Here is a 23765-nt window from a genome sequence, read left to right as displayed (position 1 = left end):
CCTGGTGGTGGTAATACGGCGGGTGGTACGACGGTCGGTGGCGGCGGTGGTGGTGGTAACACCGCTGGTGGTACGACCGTCGGTGGCGGCGGTGGTAATACGGCCGGTGGTACGACGGTCGGCGGCGGCGGCGGTGGTGGTAACACCGCTGGTGGTACGACCGTCGGTGGTGGTGGCCCTGGTGGTGGTAATACGGCGGGTGGTACGACCGTCGGCGGCGGCGGCGGCGGCGGTGGTGGTAACACCGCTGGTGGTACCACGGTCGGTGGTGGTGGCCCTCGTGGTGGTAATACGGCCGGTGGCACTACGGTTGGTGGCGGTGGGGGCAACACGGCCGGTGGTACCACGGTCGGTGGTGGGGGTCGAAACACCGCTGGCGGAACCAGCGTAGGCGGATTCCGTCAAAGTAACACCATTCGTCGAGCCGGAGGATTCCCGATCTTCTTCGGCAACACCGCCGGTGGTACGACCGTTGGTGGTGGCGGTTTCGGCGGCGGTAATACTGCTGGTGGCACTACGGTTGGTGGCGGCGGCGGTGGTGGTAACACCGCTGGTGGCACGACCGTCGGTGGTGGTGGTGGTGGCGGTAATACTGCTGGTGGCACGACCGTTGGTGGCGGTGGTGGTCCCGGTGGCGGCAATACTGCTGGTGGTACGACGGTCGGCGGTGGCGGTGGCGGTGGCGGTAACACTGCCGGTGGTACCACCGTTGGTGGTGGCGGGTTCGGCGGTGGTAACACCGCAGGCGGTACCAGCGTCGGATAAGCGATGACTGCGACGCGTGCCCGATAGTTCGGCATGCGGGCACAGGCGGCCCTCCTCCGGGATGTCTCACATGTGATTTGTGTGATGGAACCGGGGCGAGGGTCGTCGTCGTGTCGGGCCGGTTATCTCCGTGCCCGGCTCCCAGGGAGGGGATCGGTCTTTCTCGTGGCCCGGCTTCGGTCAGGAAACAGCCGGTCATACCGCACCCTCCTGGGTCCTGTATTTGGTTGGCGATGGACACGCGGACTGGTAGCACGGTCTTTTGGCTCGGCTGCTGGCTACGATCTCGCGGAGTTGGTCTCTGGACCCCTGCGTGAGAAAGGAGCAGCATGCATATTGGGAGATGTACGACCAGTCTTCTTTTTACCAGCGGAATGTCCGTCGCTGCCATCCTCCTGGCCTCGCCGGCATCGGCAGAATCGGTGTCGTCGACGGGATCGGGCTTGGCCGCACTATCCTCCATATTTGGTCAGAGCGGCCTTCTGTCCGCTACGGTTCCGGTGTGCCGTCGCCCCGATTCGGCAGTTTCGAAGAGCGGTGTGGGTGTGCCTTCCGCGGACGCCGACTCGGGCGATCCGGGGATCCTGGCTACATGCTACGAGATCGGACTGCAATACGATCCATCCGCAGCGAACTGGCAGCCGTCCTGGATATCATCCTGTACTTCGGAACACGCGGTAACACCTGCGGCGGAAGAGGGTGTGCAGGCCGATCAGGTCGATGACTGGTTCGCGAATGACGGTGACGACTGGTTTGGCGACAAGGACAAAGGTCGCCGTGATGTGATCATTGGCAGCGTGACCATCGGGATCGGCGGCCCGACCGTCGGTGGAACCGGAATCGTCGGCGGTACCCAGAACACCGCGGGTGGCACCACCGCAGGGTTCGGTGGTGTCACTGCGGGCGGAACATCGGTCGGCGGTGCCGGGAACACCGTGACCAATTCCGGCACCACGATCAACGGTGCCGGGGCGGCCGCAGCGGCGGCTCTGCCACCTACTACGTCGGCCCTGGCCGCATGCGATCCGATTGACCTCAGTTCCGGAACGGGGATCGCGCTCGGAGAGCCGGCCGTCTCCGACCGGCAGGCCGCCGACCCGGACGCCGAAGCCACCGCCGGTACATCGCCTGACGTCGCGGATCTCGCGAGACTGGCCTCCGCCCAGCTGCCGGCCACGCCGGCCAGCACCGGCCCGACATCCAGCCGTGGGACATCGGACAGCGCCGCGTCCGCAGCGTCCGCCGGTTCTGCTCCCACCACGTCAGCGTGGTCGTTCTACCAGCGGGGTTGGCGGGACGGCTGGCAGGCGCGTGGTCAGCGGGACGGTGCCGCCATCGCCGCCTCCGGTGCGGATTCGTCCGCGTCCGGCCGTGCGGACACCAATGCCGTCGTCACCAGCGCGGGTGCGCAGACGCCAGCGGCCTGACCGACCGGACCAGGATCGCCGGACGTGCCCCACCCAGAAGTGCAGGCCGCCGGTTCCCCGTCTCTCCCGGAGTTGGGACGAGGAACCGGCGCCTTCGCGTGGTCCGGCAGCGGTCGGGCGTTGCTCAGCTGATGCGGCCGGCGTCTCGCGCAGCCTTTTCCGCCGCCAGCAGCTGTACCTCAACGAGATCAAGCCCGGCCGACCAGAAGCCGGGGTCGGTGAGATCGATACCGACTATTCGGCCGAGATCCTCGGGCAGCTGGGAACCACCCGCCCCGAGCATCTCCAGGTACCGCGGCACGAACGCATCGCCCTCCGCAGTGAACCGCTGATATACCGACAAGGCCAGGAGCTGGCCGTAGGCGTACGCATATACGTATCCGGGCGTACCGATGAAGTGCGGTACGTAGCTCCACCACGTGCGGTATCCGTCGGTCAGCTCGACCGAGTCGCCGAACAGCTCGAGCTGGGTGGATGCCCAGGCATCGTTGAAACGCTCGACGGACAGCTCGCCCTCGGTGCGCCGCGCGGTGTGGACGGCGTCCTCGAACCGGTTCATCGCGGTCTGGCGGAACACGGTGGCGATCGCCCCCTCGACCGCCTCGGCCAGCAGCGCGAACCGTGACTCGGGGTCGTCCGTCTGCGCCAGCAGCCGATTGAACACGATCGTCTCGCCGAAGACGGACGCGGTTTCGGCGACCGTCAGCGGCGTGTCCTGCTGCAGGACGCCCTGTTTCGCGGCGAGGACGAAATGGATACCGTGGCCCAGCTCGTGCGCGAGGGTCAGCACATCCCGGCGCCGGGACGTGAAGTTCAGCATCACGTACGGATGCACCGAGGGGACCACCGAACTCGCGAACGCCCCGCCACGCTTGCCGGCGCGCACCGGCGCGTCGATCCGCCGGTCATCGAAGAACCGCCGGGCGAGCCTTTCCATCTCAGGAGAGAACGAGCCGAACGAGTTAAGAACGAGATCCTTTGACTGCTCCCAGCTGAAATGCTCGTCGGCGCCGGTGACGCTGGCCATCCGGTCATAGTCGGCGAGCTTCGGCAGGCCAAGTATGCGCGCCTTGAGCCGATACCAACGCTGCGGGATATCGTACCGGCCGCGTACCGCCTCGATCAGCGCCGCCACCGACTCGTCTGACACCTCGTTGGCGAGATTCCGGTTGGTGAGCCAGGTCGGATAACCACGGAGCCGGTCATTGACGGCTTTGTCGTGGATGAGCGTGTTGAAGATGTAGGCACGGGTGCGCAGCCCCGGTGCGAGCGCCTCGGTGACGGACGCCGCGGTGGCCTGCCGCACCTGGCGGTCGCCGGCCGCGAGCCGGCTGAGCGCGACCTCGAGCGGCTGCCCGTCGACCTGGATCGCGGACACCTGCTCGGAGAACAACCGGCCCCATGCCGACGCGCCGGTCACCGACTTCTCGGCCAGCAGCTTCTCCTCCGGCTCGCTGAGCAGGTGCGGCCGGTAGCGCCGTTCCATCCGCAGGTAGTGCCGAGCCTGGTCGAGGCCCTCCGCGGCCAGCAGCCGCTCGGCGCGATCATCATCCAGCGCGGCCCATTCGAGCCCGAAGAACAGCAGCTTCGTCCGGATCGCGGTGCTGCGCTCGCGCACCTTCTGCACCAGCGCGCCCCGCCGCGAGTCGGCCGTGTCGGTGGCAAACCGCAGCGAGGCGTAACTGCCGATCTTCCCGACGAGCTCGTAGATGGCGGCGAGTTCCGTGATCGCCTCAACCAGCCCCGGCCCGTCCAGGTCGGCGACATGCCCGGCGTACAGCTCGGCGAAGGCATCCGCCCGCTGGTGCGCCGCGGCGAGCCGGCCGTCGATGTGGTCCTCGTCCTGTCCGTCCAGCAATGGCGTGAGGTCCCAGGAGGCGTCCTCGAGTGCGGGGTCGGGCGGCGGCACGGTTGCCCCCGCGGAGGTGGTCCGGGCCGCGGTCGCCTGCATCCCGGTGGTCACGGTGTCAGCAGCCATTCCCGCAGGCTATCCAGCACGGCTATCCAACACGGGCCTGAACCCGGCCTGAACCTGGCCGGGCCGTGGTGCCCCGTGGCGGTCCGGCCGGCATGCCGGCGACGGGTCAAAGGCGGAGCGTCCTCAGGACAGCGTCATCCTGGTCGGCCGCGGTGAACAGGCGGTCGAGAACGGTCTGGACGGTCCCGCCGTACCAGGACCGGCCGTGCCCCGACGCTCGGCGCTGTAGTCCCGTCATCTGGCGTATCCGCCTGGCTCGATAGCGAGGCTGGGCCCGACAGCACGGCCGGATTCAGCGACGCCGTGGTGCTGGGCTCGGTCGACATGGCGACTCCAGGAGATTGTCGGCGATCGGCAGGGCTCGGTCGTGGAACATCGTGTCCGGTGGTTGACATGAACCTAGGCAGCAGACGATCTGACTTCAAATGCAAGTCATGCACTGCAATAATGCATCGCATGCATAGTGCTGATGGTGGCGGCGCCGACACGACCCGACCGCTGGTCGGCATCGATCTCAACCTTCTCGTCGCGCTCGACGCGTTGCTCGCCGAGCGCAGCGTGAGCTCGGCGGCCCGCCGTCTGCATCTCACCGAACCCGCGATGAGCCGCGCGCTGGGCCGCATCCGACGTACGGTGGGTGACCAGATCCTCGTGCGTGCCGGTCACTCCATGATGCCAACCCCGCGCGCGCTGGAGATCCAGGCCGAGGTCAGCGAGGTGCTGCGACGGGCCCAGGGTGTGCTCGCTCCCGTGGGCATGCCGGCCCTGGCCAGCCTCGACCGGACGTTCGGAGTCCTCAGCGGCGACATGCTCGTCGCCGCGATCGGTGTTGACCTGCTGGGACGGATGGCCGCCGAGGCGCCCGGTGTCCGTATCCGCTTCATGCCCGAACCGACGCCATCGGCCGACCCGCTGCGCGACGGCACCGCGGACATCGAGATCGGTGAGATCGACTCGACCGCACCCGAGATCCACACCGAGGTTCTCGGCACAGACCGAGCCGTGCTGGTGGTCCGCGCCGGCCATCCGCTTACCGAGGGACCACTCACTCCCGCCCGGCTCGCGGATGCACGCCATGTCGTGGCCACCCGGCGCGGGCGGTTCCAAGGCCCCCTCGACGAGGCGTTGGCAGCCCATGGAGTGCGCCGCACGGTCGCCGCCGCCGTCCCCTCCCACACCGTGGCCCTTTCCCTGGTGGCGCAAAGCGACCTGGTCGGCCTTGCCCCCCACCGCCTCGGCCGTGTTGGCCTGGCCAGCATCGGCCTCGTCGCCCTGGATCTCGATCTCGACCTTCCTCGCCTGCGCATCTGCCTGGCCTGGCATCCACGCCACGACACTGACGCCCCGCACCGCTGGCTGCGGGCCCATATCCGCAACGTCATCACGACCGTCCTCTCGCTCAGCGAAGCCACTGCGTAGCCTGGAGCTGGAAGATCCCCGCGCTCGCGGGGACTACTCTTGATGACCTGCGGGTTTGCATCGTGTGGCAGCACAATTTTATGGCCGAGTACCACACCGCCCGTGTGGGGATCTTCTTCTGGCTGGGACATCGACCTGAGTCTCATCGGATGATCCATGGGCGCACAACCAGGCGGCAACGTGGGGCTGGCTGGGTGTCGCGGCGCGGGCTGTCTCACCGTTGCCCGGCCCTGTGGCCTGCGGCTTGACCGGAGTCCGTCGATCTCGGCCGGCGGGTCGTCGGAATGCTGGCCACGCAATTCGTCTGGACTGCCTGCCGAGATGCGCCGACCTCAATAGGATGACGAGGTCGCCTGTTCTACGGGCTCCGTCCAAAGGGGGTACTGAAACATGCCGGACGCGTCGAGTGCTGGATCCGCGTCGCCTGCCGCTGCGTCGGTGCGTGGGATCGATCTGCACATTGACCGACCTCATCCGGCGCGGATCTACGATTACTTCCTGGGTGGCAAGGATAATTTCCCGGCCGACCGTGCGGCGGCCGAGGCTGCGATCCAGACCACTTCCAATGTGCGGACCGGTGCTCGCGAGAACCGTGCGTTCATGGGCCGGACGATGCGATGTCTCGCCGGTGAGCTTGGTATTCGTCAGTTTCTGGACATCGGGACAGGCATTCCCACCAGCCCGAATCTGCACGAGATCGTCCAGGGCATAACCCCCGAGGCCCGGATCGTCTACGTGGACAACGATCCCATTGTGCTGACGCACGCCCGGGCGCTGCTGGCGAGTTCCGCCGCCGGGCGCGTCACCTACCTGGACTCCGACATCCGGGATGTCCGCGCGATCCTGACCTCGCCGCAGCTCACCGGCACACTGGACCTCACCCAGCCGGTGGCACTGTCGCTGATCGCGGTTCTGCATTTCATGGAGGGCGACGAGCCGTACGCCATCGTGCGCGAGCTTCTCGACGCGTTGGTGCCGGGCAGCTATCTCGTGCTCAGCCATGGCACCGCCGATCCCGACCCGGTGGCGAAAGAGGTCGAGGATCGCTATCACCAGCAGGGCGTCTCCCTGAAGCTGCGCAGCCGCGGCGAGGTGCAGCGCCTGTTCGACGGCCTCACCCTGATGGAACCGGGTCTCCAGATCGTCCATCGCTGGCGGCCCGACGCCGACACCGATCTCAACCTGACCGACGCCGAGGTCTGCATCTACGGCGCCGTCGGCCGGAAATAGCCGAAAACCTGTTGGGAGAAATCGTTACGGCGCGCTGTCCACCTGGCCAGGGGCGTGAAGCTGACCGAGGACGGCGTGTAGGGCGGCAGCCAGCGCATCCCGGACGGCGAGGTCCTGGATCAGACCGTCCGGGCCGACAGCGTCCCGGGAGACGGGGATGTCAACGCAGGCCGGCTCGATCAGCTCGACGGTGACGTAGCGCAGCACGGTGGCAAGCTCGGCGAGTGCCCCGGCGCCGCGTCCCGGGGCGGCAACGTTGATCCATGCTGCGGGCTTGCCGTAGAGCTCGCCGGTGCCGACCGTCCAGTCCAGCAGGTTCTTGAAGCTGCCGGGCAGGGCGCCGGCGTACTCGGGGGTGCAGACGAGCACGGCGTCGGCGGCGGCGAGGGCCGCCCGCAGGCGGGTGACGGCGGGATGCGGCGCGTCATCGCCGGCCTCCGGCGTGAACGCGGGCAGCGCCATCAGCCCGTCGTACAGCTCGGCGGCCACCCCTGGCGGCGCCAGCGCACCGAGCGTGCGCAATGCCGCCGTGTTCGTCGACGCCGCGCGCGTGCTGCCCGAGATCAACAACAACCGGACCTGGTCCATGTCCCACATCATGGGGCCAAGATGATGCTGACCGCCCGCGTCGTCGTCGGGGATGATGCATCCTCGTGACCCTCGCCCCCATCGCCCCCGAGGACCGGCTCGCGCCGATCGTCGACGAGGTGCTCGCCGCCTACGACCTTGGCCCGTCTGCGCAGGCACGTCTCCTGCACGAGTCGGAGAACGTCACCTACCAGGTCAGCGTTGCTCAGGCGGAGAGCAGATCCCACGGGGCACCGACGGCCAGCAGGGCCGTCACCCTGCCGCACCCTCGTCGATGGGCGTTGCGATTGCACCGGCCCGGTTACCACGGCCTGGCGGAGATCCACAGTGAACTCGCCTGGATCGTCGCGCTGCGTGCGGACGGGATCGTGCGCACCCCGCCGGTGGTCGCGACCCGATCCGGCGCCAGCGTCGTGACGGTGAGTGCGCTCCGCACGAGCAGAAGACATGGACCCACTGGCGAGGGGCGTGACGTCGAAGTCCGCGCGGCCGGGAACGGTGACGTTGCGGGTGGTGAGGCCGCGGGCGGTGACCGTGAGGGCTGGGGAGTGGAGGAGGGCTGGGGAGTTGAGCGCGTCGCGGCAGAGGGCGGCGGCGTTGAGGGCGAGGGTGACGAGCGGCACGCGGTGCTGTTCGAGTGGGTCGAGGGAAGGTCCCCGGAGAGGCTGGGACCTGCCGATCTTCCCCCGGCGTTCGCCCAGCTTGGGCGGATCGCCGCGGGGATGCACCAACATGCGCGACGCTGGACGAGGCCGCGATCGTTCACCAGGTTCGCCTGGACCTGGAACACCATGCTCGGAACCGCTGGACGGTGGGGAAGCTGGTCAGCCGGGCTGGCCGAGGCCCTGACCGGGCAACCTCAGGTACCCGGTGACCGGCCGGGGAGCGTTGGTCGGACCGGCTCCAGCAATGGCTCCAGCAATGGCACCTGGGATGAGCTGGTGCTGGTCGGGCAGGCGGTGGAACTGATCCGGGGCCGGCTCGCCGCCTACGGCACGGGCGCTGACCGGTTCGGGCTCATCCACGCTGACATGCGCCTCGCGAACCTGCTGGTCCCGGACGCCGGGTCGGCCACGGGCGAGGATGTGGACGATGGGATCTGCGTCATCGACTTCGATGACTGCGGGTTCGGGTGGTATCTGTGGGATCTGGCGGCGTCGCTGTCGTTCATCGAGCATCTGGATGTCACCGGTGACCTGGTCGCCGCCTGGCTCGAGGCTTACCAGCGCCGGCTGCCGCTGACGGCCGAGGACGTCGCGATGATCCCGACGTTCGTGCTGCTGCGCCGGCTGCTGCTGGTCGCCTGGCTCGGCACCCATCCGCATTCCGACGCGGTGGCCAGCCGTGCCGACTACGCCAGGGACACCTGCATCCTCGCCGAGGCCTACCTGCGCGGACGCCTGCTCACCGGTTGACCGCCACCACCGCGCAGTCGGTCAGCGCAGGTTCAGGGGATCGGCTGCGACCTGGGTGGCCTGAGCGCGGGTGAGGCGGCCAGTGGCGACCAGGCGGTCGAGGACGTGGGACTGGCGGGTGCGGGCGGCGGTGAGGTGCTCGTAGGGGTCGTAGGCGGACGGGGCCTGGATCAGGCCGGCGAGCAGGCTGGCCTGGGCCCAGCTCAGTGCGTCCTGCGTGCGGCCGAAATAGCCGGCGGCGGCCGCGACGATGCCGTAGTAGCCATGGCCGAAATACACGGTCTCCAGATACATTCGAAGGATTTCGTCCTTGGAGTACCGGGCATCCAGTTTGACGGCGAGGGCGGTTTGTTCGATCTGGTCGGACGTGTCACGCCGTCCGCCGGTGTAGAGAATCTTCACGAGCTGCTGGTCGAGGCTTGCGCCGCCGCGGTCCGTACCGCCGAACAAAGGCTGGGAAAGGCCGCGCACCGCGCCGAGTGGATCGATGCCGTGATGGGAATAGAAGCGGCTGTCCTCGGTCGCGATCAGCGCCCCGACGAACCGGCTGGACAGCGCACCGGTGAGCGCCACCGCCCCGTGCTCCGCCGCCTGGGCGGTGACCCGTCGCTGCGCGTCCGCGACGGACGGCGTGAGGCCGAGCAGAACCCCGAACCCGAGCAGCGCCGCGAGCACGCAGGCCAGTGCCGCCAGCAGCAGGCGGCGTATGACGCGCATCCACGGCCGTCCGGGCCTGCGGCCGGCGCGTTGTCGGCCAGGGGCTGCCGGCTCGGACGAGCCCTCGGCCGGCGACGAGGCGATGCCAGAACCGGAATCAGAACCGGTCGTGGTGCCAGAACCGGTCGTGGTGCCAGAGCCGGTAACGGGGTCGATGCCGGCACCGGGGCCCGTGCGGATCCCGGAATCGAAACCAGCGCCAATGCCCGCACCCGGACGGGCGCCGGCACCGAAGCCGGATGTGGTGGAGCGGGCGAGACGCGGACGCCGGATTCCCCTCGGCAGGGTCTCGTGCATCGAGGCGTACCTCCTCCCTGCGTCGGGCCGTCCCGCCTGGCTGCCGCTGGTAGGCGGATAGGGCCCGGGGCGCTGTGGGGTCGGTCTCCAGTGTGTCCATCCGGGATGTGAGCACGCTGTGGACGACGATCGCCAGCTGGGACGGTCATGGCTGTTCGATACTCGGGCATATCCAGGAATCCGGGCGTTCCCGATCCCTGTGGATACCTGCAGTGTCGCCGGACGTCGCCGGACGTCGCCGGACGGCCAGGTGAGGTGGAATCGTGTTCGGCTGTCTCTTCTGGGCGGTCTGAAACTCTTTCAGTGGCGGGACAACGATGATTGTCCACGATGGGAGTTCATATCAGGTCCGGACACTCCGGTAGCCATCCGCTGCGCTATCCTGCGGGGACGACACGGCCACAGCGGGGTGTGGTGTTCACGGGAGCGAAGGTCGTACCGTCCTTGTTGACGCGCAGGTAGTCGTAGCAGGCGGTGGCGGCGCCGAGGCCCTTGCTGGGATCGATCGGGCTGAGCAGCAGGCCGCCCGCGTCGTAGCGGGTGAGGTGGCGCAACGCGGCCAGCACTGTGGCGCGGGTCGGGCAGCGGCCGGCCGCACCGATGCCGTTCAGCAGCAGGTCAGCGCTGATCCAGCCGATCAGGGCATTGCCGTCGACAACGGTCGCCGCCTGCGGCGCATAGGCGCCGAGGGCGGCGCGGAAACGCTGGTGTGCGGGGCTGTTGACCTCGAACGGGGTGTAGTCGACGAAGGTGTAGACGCCGGCGGCCTTGGTGCCCGCCGCAGCCAGTTCGGCCTGGCTGTAGGCGCTCTGATTGCCGAGGACGGCGGTGAGGCCGAGACCTGCGTTGCGGACTGCAATGGCGATCTCGTAGAACATCGGCGCGGGGACGAACGCGAGGATGCTGTCGGCGTTGGCCGAGCGGATCTGCTCGGTGAAGCTGTCCGCATCGAGTTCTCCGGGCGGCACGAGCAACGTGGCGGCGACCCTCATGCCGGCGGCACGGGCGCTGCGCTGCGCGGCGTCGGCCATCGCCTGGGTGCCAGCGGACAGCTGCACCGCCACGGTCGCGACGCGGCGTGCCCCCCGGCTGTAGAGGAAGTCTCCCCAGCCGCTCGACGTCGGCTGCATGCCCATGGGCCGCGAGTAGCTGAACACGTTGGAATGGCTGGCGGCATCGGGATCGCTGACCTGGCCGTCGACGAGCGGCACACCCGCCGCATCCAGAACCGGCGCGCTGCCACCGGAAGCGGAGCTGAACTGGACGACGCCAAGTGCGCCATCCGGTCCGGCGAGGGTGCGCCCGGCAGTGGCATTGAGTGTGGTCAGGCCGTGGTCATCCTCGACCTGATAGGAAAGCGTGCGACCACTGATCCCGCCGTGTGCATTCTGCTCACCCAGACGGGCATCGACGCCCGCGCGGAACTGCGCACCCGGATCGCCGCCGAACGCCGACTCGGAATAGACCATGCCGAGGTTGATCGAGTCGCGGTCGACGCCCTTGGTCGGCTGGCACGGGTTTGGCCCGCCCTGCTCGACCTGGTGAAGCAGACCGCCCGTGTTCGTTCCCGACGCGTTGCCCGTGCTGCTGGCCTGAGTGGTGCCGCAGCCGGTCAGCGCGAGGACCACGCAGGTGAACACGGCGATTGCCGCGGCGAGGGAGTGCCGGTGTCGTCTCATTTCCCACCCGTCCCTGTGACATTCATGCGTCCGTTGTTCAGACGGCTGTGGTGCACCGCGGACGGGGTGGCCCCTACCGAATCCGCCGGCTGGCCCGAAAGGGGGGTCGTGCCGGGAGGCCGCCTCGTCGCGCGGCCGCTCGAGAGGCAGCACACGGTAACCGGAGCCGATGGCGGGCGGTCGGCCGGAGACGTCTTCGGATAGCGGGGCTATATCATTTGGGTATTGCGGCAGGTGGCCAGACGCGATCTGCGGCGTTCAGGGTTGCGGAACGCATCCGATCGCACTCCACGCCGGTGATCTGTTTCACGGCGAAAAGGGGGTGCCTGGGGCTTGTCGGCGGCGTGGGGATGTGGGCCGGGCGACTTTTCGGCACCTACGTGGGCGCGAAATATGACTTGTGGGCATGCGGTCGTCCGCGTGTGTTGCGCTGTCGGATGCGGCCTGGCGGTCGGCGGGTGTCAAGGACGCGCAGGTTGCGGCGCATGGCGATCAACAACCAGGAAATCGGACAAAACGCCCTTGCTACCGAACATCGGTTACCAACGCAAGTTGACGACCACCGTCGGGGCAGGCGTGGGCGCCGCCGTCGGCTGGTGGGGTGGGCCCCCGTCGCTCGGCGCCGTCCCTCGTGCTCTTGAGGTACGTCGTGCTTTACCTTCTTCTGCTCGCCGAACCGGCGTGAGGCGCTCTTTCTGATCCGATCTGATCTGATCTGATTCGATGGTCAGATCATCCGATGGCCAGATCGCCGGGCGTTGCGCGGTGCGGGCCGCCGGGCCCGGCTTCGGTAGGTGACGATGTGGTTGCTGACGACGATTTTCGGCCGTGGCCTCGCGACGGTGAACCGAGCGGCGCGATGATGCGTGGTGGTGGGCATGCATGCGCGGTGGCGAGGGCGCGGCGGGCAGGGGGTCGACGACCCCGCCGCCGAGTTCGTGCGCGCCGTCTACGCGGAACACGGCCCGGCCGTGCTCGCGTTCGTCACAAGGATGACCGGTGATCGGGCCAGAGCCGAGGACGTCCTGCAGGAGACCGTGCTGCGGGCCTGGCGCCATGCCGGCCGGCTCGGTACCGACGAGCGGCCGTTGCGGCCCTGGCTGTTCACCGTCGCGAACCGGATCGTCGTCGACGAGCACCGGGCACGGCGGGTGCGGCCGGCGGAGGTCGGCTCCGAAAACCTCGAATCCCTGCCTGCCGGCAACGAGCTGGACCGCGCGATGGAGAGCTGGCAGGTCGCCGAGGCGTTCCGGGCGCTGAGCCCCGAACATCGCGCGGCGCTGGTCGAGACGTACTACCTGGGCCGCTCCGTCGCTGAGGCGGCGGCGAACCTGGGTATCCCCCCGGGGACCGTCAAATCCCGGGTGTTTTACGGACTGCGTGCGCTGCGCCTGGCACTCGAGGAACGGGGGTGGGCGACATGACCGGCGACTGCGCAGCCCCAAGGATCGCACTGGGTGCCTACGTTCTGGGCGCCCTCGACCCGGCGGACCGTTCCGTTGTGGAGCACCATCTCGCCGGATGCGCGGACTGTCGCGCGGAGCTGTCGAGCCTCGCCGGCCTGCCCGGACTGCTCGGCCGGCTACGGCTGACCGACGTCACCGAAGCCGACGAGCTCACCGGCGTCGATCTCGATGTCGCGGACGCCGTCCATGCCGCCCGCCGCGGCGGTGGCCAGGTGGCGGCCCGCGGCCTGGCCGACCCCGGGGGCGAGGGCCCGGACGAGCCCATGCCTGATGGTGCGGACGGGCCGGTGTCCGGGCGTGCCGAGGGAAGAACCGCCGGACGTGCACCCGGGCGGGGCGCCGGACGTGTGATCGGACCTGCGGGCGGTCGGGAGGGTGACGCGGGACGGGCGCTGACCGCGATGCGCCGAGCCCGGCGTCGGGCGCGCCGCCGGGCTGCTCTCGCCTCGGCGGGGCTGGCCGCCGCGGCCATTCTCGCTGCCGTCGGCATCACGATCGCCCTCCGTCCGGATGGCGGTGACACCGCCGCGCACCCGGCCGGGCACATGTTCACCGCGACCAGCGCCACCAGCCCGGTCGAGGCCTGGGTGTGGGTCGCGGCCAACCCGGCGGGTAGCGCCTTCACCGTGCGGGTGGAGAACGTCCGCCAGGGCAGCCACTGCGTCCTCATCGCCCAGGCCACCGATGGGCACACGGAGACCGCCGCGACCTGGTCCGCGACCTATGACGGCGACGTCGAGGTGCGGGGCACCTCCGGTATCGCGCCGGCCCGCCTGGCCCGCCTGATGATCGTCGATGCCCACGGCGGTCAGCTCGTCGTCGTTCCCGCCGGTTCCGCCTGAGCTGGTATTGCCGAGGGGACCGGCGCCGGAGATCCTCGCGGGTCGCCGGTACATGGTTCAGCCGCGATGCCTCGGCCGCGATGCCTCACCCGCGGGACGTCAGCCACGGCGGGGGGAGTTCAGCCAGGGCATCAGCGCGCCCACCGCGAAACAGACGGCAGTGGTGACGAGGGTGAGAACGATGTCGACCATCGTGGTGGGGGACAGCAGTCGGGTTGCCGACAGGGCGAAGACGCCGAACAGACCCACCCCGCAGCCGGCTGGAACGAAACGCACTCCGCGCAGCCACCAGGTCGCCGGCGCGGCATGCCGGCCCAGCGGCAGCAGGGCCACCGCCCAGAGCAGGCCCATCAGCACCAGCAGACCGACACCGAACAGGCCGTAAATGGAGAACAACGAGCCGTGGACGTTCGCGTCACCAGTCTGGCGGGCGACCGTGTGCAGGTCGGCGTCGCGGAGCGCCACCTCGACTGGGACGAGCCCGGTGGCTCGGCCATCCAGGTCACGGATGTCCAGGTCAACCGTCCAATTGGCCGAGCCGGACGCGGGAACGGTGGTGCGTAGGCGGGTGTCATAGTCGAAGAACGTGAGGCCGAGGACGGTGCCGGACAGCCGGACCGAATCGACCGGCACGGCCACCCGGCTGAGGTTCTTCACGCCGACGACGATCCGGGCGACCGTACCCGCGTTGAGAACGAGGTCGTCCGGGCCGAGTGGCTGACCGTCGACCGTCACCGTCAGCTCAACGCCGCCCCTCGACTGCGCATGCGCCGCCGGCTGTGGCAACAACACAAGCCAACCCAGACAGACTGTCAGGCATATGACAATCAGAAAGTGCTTTTGCGGCGTTGCTGCTGGTGCCACGCATTCCACGAGTTCCCCCGACTCTTCCCCCGACTGGACGCCCCCGCCCCGCGTTGCCCATGTTGCCCCAGATGGGGATGTCCGGCCAGCCTGCTGTTATTCTATCGACTGTCGTATGGGTGGGGCTTCCGCCGCTTACGTCAGGCGCGCATCACGAGATTTGTGGCGGCCGGGACAGTCCGGCCGTTATCGTGCTGCCGGTCGCACCCGGGGGGGCGCTCTATGACTGGCCGTCGAGTGGCCGGCCCATCCACGCCCAGTTCGCCGAGATCGTCGCGTGGCGTGATCGCAGCGGTCTTCGTGAGCGTGTTGTTGCTGTGTGTCGGGGCCGGGGTGGCTTCGGGCATCGGGACGCCGCCCGGTGCTGGCGCTCCGGTCAGCGCCGCCGCCGACTCCACCTCCACCTCCACCGCGACGACCGGGACCACCGGATCGAGCGGCGCGGCGGCCGGGTCAAGCGGAGCCGCCGCCGGCGCCTCGACCGGAAGCGCCGCCGCGGCGGCCAGTGGCCCGTCCGCTGCCGGCGGTTCCACGGCGGGCAGCGGCACGCCACCTGGGTCCGGAGGTTCGACGGCGGGAGGTTCGACGCCAGGGGGATCAACGACCGGCGGTTCGACCTCCGGGGGTTCGCCGAGCACCGGGGGCGGGGGGACGGGAACGACCAACCCGCCGGGCACCACGTCGTCGAGCCCCAGCCCTAAGCCGAGCGTCAGCGCCGGCCCGGTGACGACCGCGCCCGGCCCGGGGACCGCGACCGGCACCCCGACGCCATCGTCCAGCTCGCCCGGCCCGACCGCCACCACCGGCCCGGTATGCCCGCCGGCCGTCGGCGTGACCAGCACCTGCTCGCCCGGCGGCTCGGTGACCTGCCCGGCCGACGACATCCTGAGCGACGACGCGCGGACCTGCCCGTCCACCGGACCGACGACCTGTCCGCTCGTAGCCGCCGCGCCGCGCTCGCCCGCGGTCGAGGGCGGCCTCGGCGGTGGTGGTCGTGTCAACGGGAACGGCGCCAGCCGGAACGGTGTCAACGGGTGTGCCCCGCCGCCGCCACCCTGCCCCCCCACCCCGGCGCCCGCGGGTGGGGCGGTCGCCGTCACGGCGGTCAGGACTCCCTGCTCGACCCCGCACTGCACGACGGCGCTGCCGTCCGCGAAGCCGGGTGCCAGGGAATCGGTCGCGGCCGGCTCGCTTGCCCGCGAGTGCGGCAGCCCGCGCTGCCCGTCGGCGTCGTCCGCCGCCACGCGGCACGGCGCCGACCCGGCGTGCGAGCAGAAGCCCCCGCCCTGCCCGGACACCCGCCGCGGCGGCCAGGCCCATCCGGCGGGCGGCGCGGACCTGGCCCCGACGCCCGCGGCGACCTGTGGCTCGAACACCAACCCGACCGGCCCGACCGGCAACCCCGACCCGTCCAAGCCTGGTTACACCTGCTGGGATGGTTCGGTGCGGGAGAGCGCCGACGCATGCCCGCTGCGGCAGAAGTCCTGCCCCGGAACGTCCATCGGCGTACCCATCGACGAGCAGTGCCCGTCCCCGCCGCGGCCGACCGACCCGGTGCCGGTGGTCTGCTGGGATGGTTCGGTGCACGCCGCGACGGCCGACTGCCCGGCCGGGCGGGTGATGTGCCCAGGCGGGGTGTCGGTCGCGCTGGACCAGAAATGCCCGGCCCCGGCCCCGCGGCGCTGCGCGAAGGGAGAGGTGCGTGTCCTCGGGGTGTGCACGCCGGTGCGGCGCACCGGCGACCCGGCGGCGCCCGTCGGTGCCCCGGAGGCACGTGCGCCGAAGGCGGGTGAGCTGCTGTTCGACCGGACGATCGTCAGCGCCGGCGACACCCTGTTCGCCCGCGGGGCCGGCTGCGAACCCGGCACCCAGGCGACTCTGACCTCGGACGGTGAGCTGGTCGGACGAGCCGACACCGACGGATCCGGCACGTTCGAGACCGTCGTGCAGTTCGCCAGCTTCGAACCGGGATACCGGCCGGTCCAGGCGCGCTGCGGGTCGACGCTGAGCGCCGGCATCGACATGGTGCTCGTCTCCGCCCACACCAACGCCACCGCGACCTCGGTGCTGCTGCCGCTGTTCCTCGCGCTGTCCTTCCTCGCGGTGCACTACCAGATGGCGGCGCGGCGCCGGCGGCGAGGGCGGGTGCGTGGCTGATGGTCCACCCGTCCTCGCCCCAGGCCGCCGGGAACGACGGCGCCCTCGGCGCGGGCAGGGGCGGGTTCGCCGCGGTCAGTGGCGGATCAGTCGGCGGCAGATCGCAGCCGGGAAGCACCGGCGGGACGGCGGAGCCGACGGAGGTCGGGCCGTACCGGCTGGTGCGCAGGCTCGGTGCCGGCGGGATGGGCACCGTCTACCTGGGCGAGAACACCGCTGGCGGCCAGGTCGCCGTCAAGCTGATCCGGCCGGACCTCGCCCGCCTCGCCGAGTTCCGGTCCCGGCTCAAGCACGAGGCGGACAACGCCAGGCGCGTCGCCCGGTTCTGCACCGCCGCGGTCCTCGACGTCGACATCACCGGCGAGCAGCCGTACCTCGTCACCGAGTACGTCGACGGGCCGACCCTCTCCGAGGCGATCCACTCCCGCGGGCCGCTGACTCCCGCCGAGCTGCACCAGCTCGCGGTCAGCATGACCACGGCGCTGATGGCCATCCACCGGGCCGGCATCGTGCACCGGGACCTGAAGCCGTCGAACATCCTGCTGTCCCGGCTGGGCCCGAAGGTCATCGACTTCGGCATCGCCCGCGCGCTGGACACCGCCTCCGCCGTCGGCCGCGACTCCGGCATCGACCGCCACCTCGGCACACCCGCGTTCATGGCCCCCGAACAGGCCCGCGGCGAAAAGATCACCTCGGCGGCGGACGTGTTCGCCTGGGGCGGTGTGCTGATCTACGCCGGTACCGGCCGCTATCCGTTCGGCACCGGCCCAGCGCCAAGCCTGCTGTTCCGGACGGTCAACGACCCGCCGAACCTCGAAGGCCTCGACCCGAGCCTCGTCCCATTGGTCGAGGACGCGATGCGCAAGGCCGCCACGCTGCGCCCCAGCGCCGAGGAGCTCTACGCCCGCCTGCTCGACCTGCGCGTCGACGTTCCCGTCACCGCCCGCGAGCAGATCCTTTCCGAGGTCACCGCACTCATCCGTCCCCTGAACACCACCCCGCCCGGCACCTCCAGCTCGGCCTCCTACGACGGCTCGGCCTCCTTCGCGGGCTCGGAGCCTTTCGCGGGCTCGGCTCCTTCCGTCGAATCGGCCCCCTCCGCCGGGCCGGGTGCCGCTGCCTCTCCGGGCGCTGCTGCCTCTCCAGGTGCCGCGACCCCCGCCTCGGCATCAGGCGCGGGTGCCGCCCGGACGCGGGACACGGCTGACGCCGGCCCCGCCGGCCCGATCACACCGGTCACCGGCCACCTGCCCCTCGGTCCGCCCCCGGACGCTCTCGGTACCCAGTCGTTCAACCCCCGGTCGACCCGGTCCTCCACGGGTGGCGCGTCTTCGGCGGGCGGGTCGTCCGCGACCGGCGGCGCATCCCCGAGTGGCGGCGCATCCGCGACCGGTGGCACACCCTCAGGGGACGGCACATCCTCAGGGGACGGCACACCCTCGGCGGAGGGCCGGGGCGGGGGCGCGTCGGCCGGTGGACAGATCGTCTGGCGCCCAGCCGACCGGTGGACGTCGACCCCTCGTCTCGGCGATGACGGTCTCGTGACCGTCTGGGGCGCCGACGAGGCACTGAACGTTCGGCATCCCGACACCGGCGGCCCGGACCTGGGCGGTGGTTCCGGCGCCGGAGCCGTCGGCCCCGGTGACTCCGGTGGCGGCGCCTGGTCGACGCCCGCGGTCGGGGACGTCAGCGAGGAGATAACCGGGATCGCCCCCGCGGACCGGCTCGACCGTTTCCGCGACGCCGAGCGGTCCCGCCGGGCACGCGCTGATCCGGAATCGTCCAGCCAGGGGCGCTCCACTCAGGCCGGACCAGGTCACGCGACGACGGGACACGGTCCTGGCGGACACGGTCCTGGCGGGCATGGCGCTGGCGGACACGGCCCGCAGGGCTACGGCGCACTCGGATACGCGGCGGCGGGAGGCACCGGGGCCGGACAGGAGGCACTCGGCTCGCCCCCGTCCAGGCACGGCGAGCACTCCTGGACGGGCGGCCCGTCACGGGACGGCTCCTCGCGTCCAGGCTCGTCGTGGCCAGATGGGTCGTGGCCGGATGCGTCGCGTCCGGACTCGTCGCGGCCGGGGCCATCCGGGCGCGGCCTGGTCGGAGCCGCGGCGGGCGGGCGGGCGGGCGGCGCGCGGCCGGGGCAGGCATCGCCGGCGGGACAGGCCCGTGGCGGGCGGCGTTGGCTGATCGTGGTCGCTGTCGCGGTCGTCGCCCTGGTTGTCGGCGGGATTTTCCTTGTCGCCCATCGGGACACGTCGGAATCGAACGTCGCTGACGAACCGGCATCGGTCGCGGACGTGGCGATGGCAAACCAGGACACCGACCCGGCCCTTGCCCACCGGCTTGCGCTCGCTGCCTACCGGGCCGCGCCGAAATCCCCGAAGACCCGCGAGGCGATGATCGCAGTGTTCGGCCGCGGCATCGTCCCGGTGACCCGCGACACCGAATCCGGCGACGTGCGGTCGGTGGCGGTGAGCCCGGACGGCCGGCTGGTGGCGACCGGCGGCGCCGACAACACGATCACCATCTGGGGGCTCACCCACCGTACGCACCTGCAGCGGCTCGACTCGGTTCCCACCACCGACTGGGTCGAGTCCCTCGCCTTCAACACCGACGGCCGGATGCTCGCCTCCGGCAGCGCCGACGGCGCCGTCCGTCTCTGGAATGCCCGCGATCCCAGAAACCTCCAACGGCTGTCGATCACCAAGCAGCACACCGACACGGTGCGCACCGTCGCCTTCGCCCCGGACGGCAACACGCTGGCCTCCAGCGGCGCCGACGGAACGCTCGCCCTGTGGGACATCACCGATCCGGCGAACCCGACCACCCGCTCACACTTCGAAACCACCACCGGCGGCGTATACGCGGTCGCGTACACGCCGAACGGCCGCACACTCGCCGTCGCCGGCGAGGACGCCACCATCGGCCTGTGGAACGTCAAGGATGCCGCGCATCCCGTCCGATTCCAGCAGCTGCGCGGTCCGACCCGAGCCGTACGCACGGTCGCCTACACCGCGGACGGCACCGTCCTGGTCACCGGCAGCGTCGACGGCACCGTCCGGCTGTGGGACGTGGCCGACCCCGACCATCCCATCTCGCGCGCGCCCATCACCGGCCAGCTCGGCGGGATCGCCAGCGTCGCCGGCAACGACGGGATCATCGCGTCCGGCGGCGACGACGAGATCGTCCGGCTGTACAGCGCTGCCGACCCGACCACCCCCGTCCTCACCCAGTGGCACGGAAACACCCGGTCGATCACCGGCCTCACGTTCGTCGGTCAGACCGGCGTCGTCCTGTCCGCCGCGCACGACGGCACGCTGCGCCTGTGGGACGCCGACCCCGACCGGCTCGCCACCGAGGCCTGTGCCGACCCCGCCAACCGCATCAACGCCACCGAGTGGTCCACCGCCTTCGCCTCCATGGCCTACCACCCACCCTGCGGGTAGCTCGCAAGCCGCAGGCGCTGCCTGACCAGCCGCGATGACGGTCTGTGGCGGTAGCCGGCCGGGTCACCGTCGGCCCGCTAATGGTGACACCGGCCGTGTCGGCTCAGGCCGGCGGGGAACGCGACCGGCGGATGTTCCAGACTGGACGCTGTGAGCGAGGATGATCACGAGGACGATGGCGATGTTCGGGACGGCGACCCTGGCGACCCTGACGGCGCTGACGGCGCTGACGGCGCTGACGGCGCTGACGGCCGTGGCGACCGCGGCGGCGTTGACGAGCTGGGACCCTCGGTGGTGCAGGTCGAGGACTTCGGCCCTGACCACCTGCGAGGGCGGTTCGAGCTTGGCACCGACGGCCCGGCCACGATCGTCGCCGGGGTCGACGGTTCCCGCACCTCCCTGCGCGCCGCCGCCTATGCCGCCGGGCTCGCCCGCCGCCAGGCGTCCCGTCTGGTTGTCGTCTACGTGGTCTCCCCGCCAGCCTGGCTCGCGTTCTCGGCCGTGCCCGCCGGCAACGCCACGCAAGCGATCATGGACGCCGTCGTCGCGGAGATCCGCTCGCTGATCCGGAGCCGGGAAGCGGAACTCGAGATCCCGATCCGCTTCCTGGTCCGCACCGGTGACCCCCTGGATGGCATCCGACGCACCGCCACCGAGGTCCAGGCCGACATGGTTGTGGTCGGTGCCTCCGAGAGCGCCGGCCATCGCCTGGTCGGCTCGCTCGCCGGACGCCTCGTCCGTGGCGGCACATGGCCCGTCCTGGTCGTCCCATAGCCTCGGACCCGTCGGCGAAGCGTTCCCCGATCCCACTGACCCCTTCAGGCCCGCCGGGCCCGCCGCCAGACGTTCAGAGTCACGTTCCGCGACGGAATCCCAGCGGCCAGACCGGCCGAAGATCCAACCAGGTCGTCGTGGGGGTATTCGTGTCCGTTTTGCCCCCCACGGCGACCTGGTTAGCCGGATCTTGCGCGACTGCCCACTGCGGAGCGATCATCGGTGGCGAGGCGCCGTTGTCGTGCGGGCGCTGGGGCTCTGCTGACCGTCGGCGGACGTCCCTGTGCCCGGGGGGAGGGGACGGTCGGTCGCGGTGGTGCCGACGGGAGGCTGGGTGGCGGTGCGGCGGACGGTCCTGCGGAGCTGGATCATGCGGCCGACGCCGGGGATGGCGACGAGTAGCGCCCCGGCGACCGCGGCGAACAGCATCGCCACGGCGAGCGGCATGGTGCCGTGCGCACCGAGGAACGAGACCTTGACATCGTCGAGGTTCTGCAGAATGAAGATCAACAGAACGATCAGGACGAGTGCGAACAGGACCAGAGTCGTCCAGACCCGGCTGGTGCGGGTGACGGGGATGTCCGGTCGGCCGCCGCGGCCGAATCGGCTGTGATGGCCTGTCGAGCCGGAACCGGGCGGGGTGCCCTGTGGTCCGGATATCGGGCCGCCCTGCCCGGCCGGTGGTCCGGTGGGCGCCGGATCGGGGTATGCGGACCCCGGGTATGCGGACCCCGGATAGGCAGAGCCCGGGAAGGCGCCGCCGACGGGCGGAGCGCCGGTGGGCGGCGCTCCTGCGGCCGGTGGAGCGCTCGCGGCCGGTGCGCCGGCCGGTGGGGGGCCGGTGAGCGGGCCCGTCGCGGACCCTGGGCCGGGGGTCGGTTGCGGTGCGCCGCCCTTGGGCGGCAGGTCGCGGGGCGGCGTCGTCATGATGGGATGCGTACCCCGCCAGCTTGACAATATCCCGGCCAGGTGCGATCCGGATCCCGGCCAGGTGCGATCCGGGTCCTGGTCTACGGTCCCGGTCGCGATGTCGCTCGTCTGTCAGGGCTGGGTGGGGGCGCTCTGGGTCGCCTGGCCGGCGCCGCCGAGGCCACTTCCAACGCCGGGGGCGCCGGGCGAGGGGCTTGCGCCGAAGGAACCGAGCAGGCCGGGGTCGGCGGACGGGGTTGCCGTGGCGCTGGGCGGGATGGCTGTGCCGGTCGGCGTCGGGGTCAGCGAGGGGACGGGCGTGGGCGTGGCGGAGACGGCAGGCGTGGGGGTTGCGCTGGGCCGGGTGGCATGACGAGGGGTGGTCACGGTCTCGGTGGTCGTGTCGTCGTCCGTCGTCGTGGTACGGACCAGCTCGTGGGTCTGGGCGACATGTGTCGGCGTCGGCCGGACCCACAGGTAGGCGGCGGCGGTGACCAGGAAGAAGACGATCAGCGCCATGGTCGAGCGGCGCATGTGGATCGACTGGACGAAGCGGAGCACCCGCAGGCTTGCGGACGATGTCAGCATGGCAACCTCACGGGGACGGCCTTTACCGGGACAGCCGCACGGCGACGGCCGCACGGCGACGACTGCACCGCGACGGCTATGTCGCAGCTCACGTGCCGGTGGGGGCGGCGGTGTCGAGGTCGGGGGGAACGGTGATGCCCTCGCGCTTGAGCGCGGTGGAGACGCGGGCGCGCAGGGTCCGTCCCACCTCGAACTGACGGCCCGGCTGGGTGCGGGCGACGACCCGGATGCGGTACTCGTCGAGGTCGAGGCTCTCCACGCCCATCACCGAGGGGGCGTCGAGCAGCAGGTCATGCAGGACCTCGTCGGAGTAGGCCTCGGCGCCGACCCGGTTGAGCAGGTCGCTCACGGTGGTGACGTCCGCGCTCGCCGGGATCGGGACGTCGATGACCGCGCGGGCCCAGTCCCTGGACAGGTTGATCACCTGGGCGATCTGCCCGTTCGGCGTGGTGACGACCTCGCCACTGGAGGTCCGCAGCCGCGTGATGCGTAGCGTGACCTCCTCGACAGTACCAAGTGATCCCGTTCCGGGACCGCCGGCGACATAAAGCCGCACCAGATCACCGAAGCCGTACTGCCGTTCGGCTATGAGGAAGAACCCGGCGAGCATGTCCTGCACGATCCGCTGCGCTCCGAGGCCGAGCGCCACACCGACGATCGTCGCCGGTGCGACGAACCCGGTCACCGGCACGCCGAACCGTTGCAGGACGAGCACCGCGGTCAGGCAGTAGACGATGACCAGGACCACCCAGGTGATCACTTGGGCGACGGCGTGCCGGTGTTTGGCCGCCTCGGTCCGCACCACCCGATCCTGACTGGCCTGAACGTCGATCCGGCTGGTGACGCGGTTGCCGATCCAGCTGGCGAGCCGGGTGAGCAGGAGGGCGCCGGTCAGCAGCATGACGACCTCGAGGCCGCTGCCGCGGGCCCAGTGACTGATGTCGCTCAGCGGCGCCGTCGCGCTGACCGTCGCGTGCGCCGCCGCCCGGACCGCCCCGTGCGTCGTCCCAGGACCACTGCCAAGGACCGGTGGGGAAACCATCGCGGCGGCCGAGGACGGAAGGACGGTCATGCCGACAGGTGGGTTCGAACTCCGCTCACCCACCCGAACCTACTCTCCGTCCCCACCCCGGGTACCCGCCGGAGGCGCCCGCAGGCTGCCCACAGTGACCGCCTGAGTGGGTGTCCCGATGGGCTG

At 70.6% G+C, this 23765-nt stretch carries 21 protein-coding genes; 10 read left to right on the top strand and 11 right to left on the bottom strand.

All coding sequences use genetic code 11. The features are described from left to right. Positions 1–405, bottom strand: a 405-nt coding sequence (locus MXD95_RS23700) for a hypothetical protein (protein ID WP_250642917.1), incomplete at its 3' end; no start/stop codon positions are given. Between the two features lie 73 nt (positions 406–478). Here MXD95_RS23700 and MXD95_RS23695 point away from each other — a divergent pair. Both MXD95_RS23695 and MXD95_RS23690 read left to right on the top strand, forming a co-directional pair. Then, positions 479–772, top strand: coding sequence for a hypothetical protein (locus MXD95_RS23695; RefSeq protein WP_250642916.1), 294 nt, complete (start codon positions 479–481; stop codon positions 770–772). Positions 773–1466: 694 nt separating this feature from the next. Then, positions 1467–2192 (top strand): hypothetical protein, encoded by a 726-nt coding sequence (locus MXD95_RS23690; protein WP_250642915.1) that lies wholly within the window; start codon positions 1467–1469, stop codon positions 2190–2192. A gap of 124 nt (positions 2193–2316) precedes the next feature. On the opposite strand, the gene MXD95_RS23685 is transcribed toward MXD95_RS23690, so the two are convergent. Further along, positions 2317–4170: a M3 family oligoendopeptidase gene (locus MXD95_RS23685; protein ID WP_250642914.1), complete on the bottom strand. Its 1854-nt coding sequence runs from the start codon at positions 4168–4170 to the stop codon at positions 2317–2319. A gap of 106 nt (positions 4171–4276) precedes the next feature. Then, positions 4277–4408 (bottom strand): hypothetical protein, encoded by a 132-nt coding sequence (locus MXD95_RS28705; protein ID WP_285223747.1) that lies wholly within the window; start codon positions 4406–4408, stop codon positions 4277–4279. A gap of 218 nt (positions 4409–4626) precedes the next feature. On the opposite strand from MXD95_RS28705, the gene MXD95_RS23680 reads away from it, so the two are divergent. Continuing rightward, on the top strand, positions 4627–5589 hold the full coding sequence (locus MXD95_RS23680; protein WP_250642913.1) for a LysR family transcriptional regulator: 963 nt from the start codon (positions 4627–4629) through the stop codon (positions 5587–5589). A 390-nt stretch (positions 5590–5979) separates the two neighbouring features. Continuing rightward, positions 5980–6819 carry an SAM-dependent methyltransferase gene (locus MXD95_RS23675; RefSeq protein ID WP_250642912.1) on the top strand — a complete coding sequence of 280 codons (840 nt, stop codon included), beginning with the start codon at positions 5980–5982 and terminating at the stop codon, positions 6817–6819. A gap of 24 nt (positions 6820–6843) precedes the next feature. Here the strand turns inward: MXD95_RS23675 and MXD95_RS23670 are convergent, their stop codons facing one another. Further along, entirely contained in the window at positions 6844–7407 is a 564-nt protein-coding gene (locus tag MXD95_RS23670; RefSeq protein WP_250642911.1) for an NADPH-dependent FMN reductase, read from the bottom strand. Between the two features lie 65 nt (positions 7408–7472). On the opposite strand from MXD95_RS23670, the gene MXD95_RS23665 reads away from it, so the two are divergent. Beyond that, a complete protein-coding gene (locus tag MXD95_RS23665; protein ID WP_250642910.1) occupies positions 7473–8822 on the top strand; it encodes a phosphotransferase enzyme family protein in 1350 nt (449 codons plus the stop codon). 21 nt (positions 8823–8843) lie between these two features. On the opposite strand, the gene MXD95_RS23660 is transcribed toward MXD95_RS23665, so the two are convergent. Next, positions 8844–9539 (bottom strand): biosynthetic peptidoglycan transglycosylase, encoded by a 696-nt coding sequence (locus MXD95_RS23660; RefSeq protein ID WP_250642909.1) that lies wholly within the window; start codon positions 9537–9539, stop codon positions 8844–8846. 674 nt (positions 9540–10213) lie between these two features. After that, a complete protein-coding gene (locus tag MXD95_RS23655) occupies positions 10214–11464 on the bottom strand; it encodes an ABC transporter substrate-binding protein (RefSeq protein ID WP_250642908.1) in 1251 nt (416 codons plus the stop codon). A 929-nt stretch (positions 11465–12393) separates the two neighbouring features. Between MXD95_RS23655 and MXD95_RS23650 the strand changes: the two genes are divergently transcribed. Both MXD95_RS23650 and MXD95_RS23645 read left to right on the top strand, forming a co-directional pair. After that, the gene (locus tag MXD95_RS23650) at positions 12394–12939 is read left to right on the top strand and encodes a sigma-70 family RNA polymerase sigma factor (protein WP_250642919.1); all 546 of its coding nucleotides are present in this window, start codon (positions 12394–12396) and stop codon (positions 12937–12939) included. Beyond that, positions 12936–13823, top strand: a complete 888-nt coding sequence (locus MXD95_RS23645; RefSeq protein WP_285223750.1) for a zf-HC2 domain-containing protein — start codon at positions 12936–12938, stop codon at positions 13821–13823. Before MXD95_RS23650 ends, MXD95_RS23645 begins: the two co-directional genes overlap by 4 nt. Positions 13824–13922: 99 nt before the next feature. On the opposite strand, the gene MXD95_RS23640 is transcribed toward MXD95_RS23645, so the two are convergent. Beyond that, complete coding sequence (locus tag MXD95_RS23640) at positions 13923–14558, bottom strand: hypothetical protein (protein WP_250642906.1); 636 nt, start codon at positions 14556–14558, stop codon at positions 13923–13925. A 269-nt stretch (positions 14559–14827) separates the two neighbouring features. Further along, positions 14828–16087, bottom strand: a complete 1260-nt coding sequence (locus MXD95_RS23635) for a hypothetical protein (RefSeq protein WP_250642905.1) — start codon at positions 16085–16087, stop codon at positions 14828–14830. A gap of 43 nt (positions 16088–16130) precedes the next feature. Here MXD95_RS23635 and MXD95_RS23630 point away from each other — a divergent pair, with 43 nt between their 5' ends. From MXD95_RS23630 to MXD95_RS23620, 3 genes are all read left to right on the top strand, one after another. Continuing rightward, positions 16131–16844, top strand: a complete 714-nt coding sequence (locus MXD95_RS23630) for a hypothetical protein (protein ID WP_250642904.1) — start codon at positions 16131–16133, stop codon at positions 16842–16844. Next, positions 16844–20296 (top strand): WD40 repeat domain-containing serine/threonine protein kinase, encoded by a 3453-nt coding sequence (locus tag MXD95_RS23625; protein WP_250642903.1) that lies wholly within the window; start codon positions 16844–16846, stop codon positions 20294–20296. Before MXD95_RS23630 ends, MXD95_RS23625 begins: the two co-directional genes overlap by 1 nt. A 150-nt stretch (positions 20297–20446) precedes the next feature. Then, on the top strand, positions 20447–21070 hold the full coding sequence (locus MXD95_RS23620) for a universal stress protein (protein ID WP_250642902.1): 624 nt from the start codon (positions 20447–20449) through the stop codon (positions 21068–21070). Positions 21071–21286: 216 nt separating this feature from the next. Here the strand turns inward: MXD95_RS23620 and MXD95_RS23615 are convergent, their stop codons facing one another. The 3 genes from MXD95_RS23615 to MXD95_RS23605 all read right to left on the bottom strand — a co-directional run bounded on the left by MXD95_RS23615 (position 21287) and on the right by MXD95_RS23605 (position 23672). Further along, on the bottom strand, positions 21287–21997 hold the full coding sequence (locus tag MXD95_RS23615) for a LapA family protein (RefSeq protein ID WP_250642901.1): 711 nt from the start codon (positions 21995–21997) through the stop codon (positions 21287–21289). A gap of 114 nt (positions 21998–22111) precedes the next feature. Next, positions 22112–22567, bottom strand: coding sequence for an Rv3103c transmembrane domain-containing protein (locus tag MXD95_RS23610; protein WP_250642900.1), 456 nt, complete (start codon positions 22565–22567; stop codon positions 22112–22114). A gap of 88 nt (positions 22568–22655) precedes the next feature. Continuing rightward, positions 22656–23672 carry a mechanosensitive ion channel family protein gene (locus tag MXD95_RS23605; protein ID WP_250642899.1) on the bottom strand — a complete coding sequence of 339 codons (1017 nt, stop codon included), beginning with the start codon at positions 23670–23672 and terminating at the stop codon, positions 22656–22658. Positions 23673–23765: the final 93 nt, after the last annotated feature.

This window comes from Frankia sp. AiPa1 (genome assembly GCF_023243075.1).
GTDB lineage: Bacteria > Actinomycetota > Actinomycetes > Frankiales > Frankiaceae > Frankia.
This window is presented reverse-complemented; position numbering and strand designations above follow the sequence as displayed.

Excerpts from the sequence above, each read along its gene's own strand:
- MXD95_RS23670 (WP_250642911.1), bottom strand. The coding sequence starts at position 7,407 with ATGGACCAGGTCCGGTTGTTGTTGATCTCGGGCAGCACGCGCGCGGCG.
- MXD95_RS23680 (WP_250642913.1), top strand. The coding sequence starts at position 4,627 with ATGCATAGTGCTGATGGTGGCGGCGCCGACACGACCCGACCGCTGGTC.
- MXD95_RS23650 (WP_250642919.1), top strand. The coding sequence starts at position 12,394 with ATGCATGCGCGGTGGCGAGGGCGCGGCGGGCAGGGGGTCGACGACCCC.
- MXD95_RS23625 (WP_250642903.1), top strand. The coding sequence starts at position 16,844 with ATGGTCCACCCGTCCTCGCCCCAGGCCGCCGGGAACGACGGCGCCCTC.
- MXD95_RS23610 (WP_250642900.1), bottom strand. The coding sequence starts at position 22,567 with ATGCTGACATCGTCCGCAAGCCTGCGGGTGCTCCGCTTCGTCCAGTCG.
- MXD95_RS23685 (WP_250642914.1), bottom strand. The coding sequence starts at position 4,170 with ATGGCTGCTGACACCGTGACCACCGGGATGCAGGCGACCGCGGCCCGG.
- MXD95_RS28705 (WP_285223747.1), bottom strand. The coding sequence starts at position 4,408 with ATGACGGGACTACAGCGCCGAGCGTCGGGGCACGGCCGGTCCTGGTAC.
- MXD95_RS23645 (WP_285223750.1), top strand. The coding sequence starts at position 12,936 with ATGACCGGCGACTGCGCAGCCCCAAGGATCGCACTGGGTGCCTACGTT.
- MXD95_RS23675 (WP_250642912.1), top strand. The coding sequence starts at position 5,980 with ATGCCGGACGCGTCGAGTGCTGGATCCGCGTCGCCTGCCGCTGCGTCG.
- MXD95_RS23660 (WP_250642909.1), bottom strand. The coding sequence starts at position 9,539 with ATGCGCGTCATACGCCGCCTGCTGCTGGCGGCACTGGCCTGCGTGCTC.
- MXD95_RS23615 (WP_250642901.1), bottom strand. The coding sequence starts at position 21,997 with ATGACGACGCCGCCCCGCGACCTGCCGCCCAAGGGCGGCGCACCGCAA.